The sequence below is a fragment of the Chitinophaga sp. genome (assembly GCF_035564935.1).
In the GTDB taxonomy this organism is placed as follows: Bacteria; Bacteroidota; Bacteroidia; order Chitinophagales; family Chitinophagaceae; genus Chitinophaga.
In genome coordinates, this window is the sequence record NZ_DATMTE010001114.1 from 1 (window position 1) to 2,556 (window position 2,556).

2 protein-coding genes are annotated in these 2,556 nt (G+C 44.3%); both read left to right on the top strand.

The window, feature by feature from the left end; genetic code table 11:
- A partial coding sequence (locus VN105_RS28800; protein WP_325646784.1) for a hypothetical protein occupies positions 1–1,331 on the top strand: 1,331 nt, incomplete at its 5' end.
- A 1-nt stretch (position 1,332) separates the two neighbouring features.
- Positions 1,333–2,556, top strand: a 1,224-nt coding sequence (locus VN105_RS28805) for a glycosyl hydrolase family 28-related protein (protein WP_325646786.1), incomplete at its 3' end; no start/stop codon positions are given.

The following is a 2,556-nucleotide window of genomic DNA, read 5'->3' on the forward strand; positions in this document are numbered from 1 at the left end:
ATTGGGTAATGAAAACGAATGTTGACTTAGTGAACCTAATTGCTATACAGGAGCTTTCGGATGTAAACCTGCCGGCTCTGACCGATTACTTGAATATAGGCAAGTCTACTGATTTACTCGGCAAGCGTATTTCTATAAATGCCCTTGCAGCGCTAATATCTTCAGCACTAGGCAGCGGCTCGTTAATCCCTGAACGGCGATATAAGGCAGCTGGTGAAACTCCAGAATCTGTACCAGCTGGAGCCAGCATCATTGTAAACGGTGATGGCCAGGGGGAAATAGATGATCCATTTTTGGACGGGAAAGTATATGATGTTCACCGCAATGGAATGCTCATCGCTAAAGGTGTTCTTTGGGATAATACAGTGGTTGGGGGAGGCATTGTTCTACTTCAACCAGGCGATATTTTCTCAGGAGACGAAGAGATTATAGTTACATTTCAGCCTCAATTCTCATCCTATATACCGTCTCCAGATGCAATAGCAAGATTTACAAATGGAGAGCAGGTAATAACCGCTAGTTCGACTATAACGGCCGGGATGTTCAGGAAATTAATTGTTTTACAGGGATCTTCCTCAGTTCTTACAGTCGGGCTTCCTGCTGCGTCGGCATATCCACAAAATGTAATATTGGCCATTACATCAAATGGCGGCCTTCACAAACAGGCGACACTGGCCTGTAATGGGACCGATACCTTATTATTCAATAATACTACCTGGTCAAACTTCTATATCGGGCAGAACGACCAAATATTACTCATTCCGACTGCCGCAGGCACCGGATGGCGGGTGATTTATTGGACAGGTAGCGAAAGGTTCAATAGGATAGGAACCGTTGATTTCGGATATCTAAAAGGGCCAAATCAATTTGTAGCGACTACAGATACCCCAGTATTGCGCGCAGAATATCCCGGAGCCTGGGCGTGGGTAGAAAGACTAGCTGTTGCTCAGCCTGCCGCTGTTGTAAACAATGCTGCGTGGTTATTAAATAAAGGGCTTTTTGGGACAGGGGATGGTAGTACTACGTTCAATTTCCCCAACCTTTCAGGAAGGTTTATGAGATATGCAGATCCTGATGGAATATTGGATCAAACACGTTCTAATGCGGGGACTTCAAATTTACCTGGATCCTTAGAAGGGGACATGATCCCTGATCACGGACATAACTATACAGAACCAAAATTAAAAGCAAATAGCGATAGTGGCGGTTCTCCTGATGCAGTAGATGTACAAGTGGGTACAACTGTAAATGTTACTGGGATTTCCACTGATAGGGTTGGATATGAAACGAGGCCATTTAACACACTTGGCCTGCCATTAATTAATTATTAACATGAAACTTTTATCATTCATAGTATTGATGTTTTTGACACTATCAACATCAGCACAGATATATCAGAATACAGGTATTAGTACGGAGTACGGCCGGAAATTTAAGCGAATAAAAGTAGATAGTACATTTACCTTGCCGCAGGATACTAGTTTACGAAGCAGCTTGACAGATGCCGGCGCTATTACCTATCAAATTAGCGATGAATCCATTTACGTATGGAACGGCAATAAATGGAATAGAATTGCTTCCGGCACCCAGCTCGCTCTCGACTCTGCCTATATGCGTAATGATACCATGTTCTTTCCCATCACCACCGGTGGGGAGCTGTCAGTAAAGGTTACCAGTCTCCCGCAGGCGAATGTGAACGGGTTGACTGATAGTCTATTCCGCAGGCCGGATAGCACACAGGTTATTTTGAATCAAACAAAATACGCTCAGCCAGCAAGTTTTTGGATCGCCAAATTTGGTCGCATAGATAGCTCATTGGTAGTAAGGCGCAATGTAACGGGCCAGGTATTACCTATTGTAGACGTGCAAAATAGCGGGGCGTTTGGCGGTGGTATACAACTGGGGAATGGGACCAGTTCAGTAAGTTCATTTTTACCCTCTATAAAGGGGCTTGTACAAAGAGATACTACACAGTCCGAAGAGTTTAGAAGTACTATTATATCTTCAAATTATTATTCGGCGGATACTGCTGGGAAGTCTTTTTCACTGCGGAATACGCTACCCGCATCTGGCGGCCTGTTGATCGGATCTACAAATCAAACCTCTCCAACCCTTACAGTTGCACTTCACGATAATATTTTTGGCGTTTTCACAACTGTGAAAAATGTGGATACAGACAGCGCCACAAGAACCATGCGGCAGACCTATTCACTAAGGTTGGGCGGAGATCATAATATGCAGATGAAGGGAAGATTAGCTGTTGGATATCCGTTTGTTGATACCCTCGGGAAGCAGGACCAACTAATTACGTACCTGCAGAAGTTCCCTTCTGGTGTTGCTGGAATGTTCAACGGCAAAGTAGTAGCTAAAGATGCTACGGTAGATAGCAACCTAGTGACTTATAGACAAGTTAATAGTGTTTCAGTAATGCAATTCGGAGCTAAAGCGGACGGTATTACCAACGACTCGCTGGCCTTTGCTCAGGCTGTGGCTACAGGAGCGAAAAGGATATATGTGCCGAGAGGGGTATATGCTCTTTCCAAAGTGAAGTTGCGA